Here is a 1,238-nt window from a genome sequence, read left to right as displayed (position 1 = left end):
TGTCAGAGAGTCAATATAGACAAGCAGCTGTAGATTATAACTCAGCAGTATTAAATTACTATGTAGCATTTGAAACGTACAGATCATCACTTATTTAATATTAGGAGGAAACATGAAGAAGGGATTATTCATATTATCAGCAGCAGCGATGTTAATAACTGCATGTGGAAAAAAAGAGGAAGCAGTAGTAGAAAAACCAAAAAAACCAGTAGTAGTAACAAAAATAGTTAAAGAAGAAGTAGCGGATGTGTATACGACAGATGGAAGCTTAGTTCCACAAGAAAAAGTTAATCATACACTAGATACTCAAGGTACGGTAGCAGTTGTACTAAAGAAGAACGGAGATTTTGTTAACAAGGGTGAGGTTATAGTAAGATTTACAGATGCTAAAGTTCAATCAAGCTTTGAGGCAGCTAAATTTAATTTACAATCAACAAAAAATAACTATGAAAAATTTAATAAGCTTTACGAAAAGCAAATGGTGTCACAACTTGAATTTTTAAGTTATAGAGATGCCTATACAAATGCGGTAGCGGATTATGCATCGAAAGAATCTAATTTTAATAAATTAACAAGAAGATCTGAGATAACAGGATTAGTAGGAAATCTAAATCTTAAATCAGGGAATATAGTAGAAGCGAATTCAACAGTATTTACAGTTGTAGATGAGAACATGATGGAGATAACTGTAGACTTCCCAGGATACTGGCTGAGCAGTGTAAAAGAGGGTTCACCAGTAACTTTAATGGTATCTGATTTAGGTGGGAAAGAGTTTGATGGAAAGATTAAATCAATCAATCCAATAGCAGACTCTGAAACAAAGAAATTCCCAGTAAAATTATCGGTAGATAATAAATCAAAAGAATTAAAAGATGGAATGTATACAAAAGTAGTTATACCTACAGAAAAAAGAGAGAGCTTAGTTGTTCCACAAGAATCTGTATTTATAAGAGATTTATTAAGTTATGTTTATAAAATAGAGAATGGAAAAGTAAAAAGAGTAGAGGTAAAAACAGGGGCTACTGTAAAACCAAACATTGAAATTATATCAAAAGAGTTGCAAGTGGGAGATTTGATTGTAGCTGATGGTATATTTGGATTAGCTGATGGAGACGAAGTTACAATAAATAACGAAACAAAATAGAAATTGAAGAGGTGAAATATATATGTCATTAGCAGGTATTGCTATACGTAGACCAGTTGCAACGGTAATGGTGATGGTTTCGATGGTATTCTTA

Annotated in this window: 1 protein-coding gene; it reads left to right on the top strand. The window is 32.4% G+C overall.

The window, feature by feature from the left end:
- Positions 1–112: 112 nt before the first annotated feature.
- Positions 113–1,144, top strand: coding sequence for an efflux RND transporter periplasmic adaptor subunit (locus L992_RS12445; protein ID WP_047382485.1), 1,032 nt, complete (start codon positions 113–115; stop codon positions 1,142–1,144).
- The last annotated feature ends 94 nt before the right edge of the window (positions 1,145–1,238 follow it).

This window comes from Cetobacterium sp. ZOR0034 (assembly GCF_000799075.1).
Classification (GTDB): Bacteria; Fusobacteriota; Fusobacteriia; order Fusobacteriales; family Fusobacteriaceae; genus Cetobacterium_A.
The sequence above is the reverse complement of the archived record's forward strand: the minus strand, read 5'-3'. Positions and strand labels throughout refer to the sequence as shown.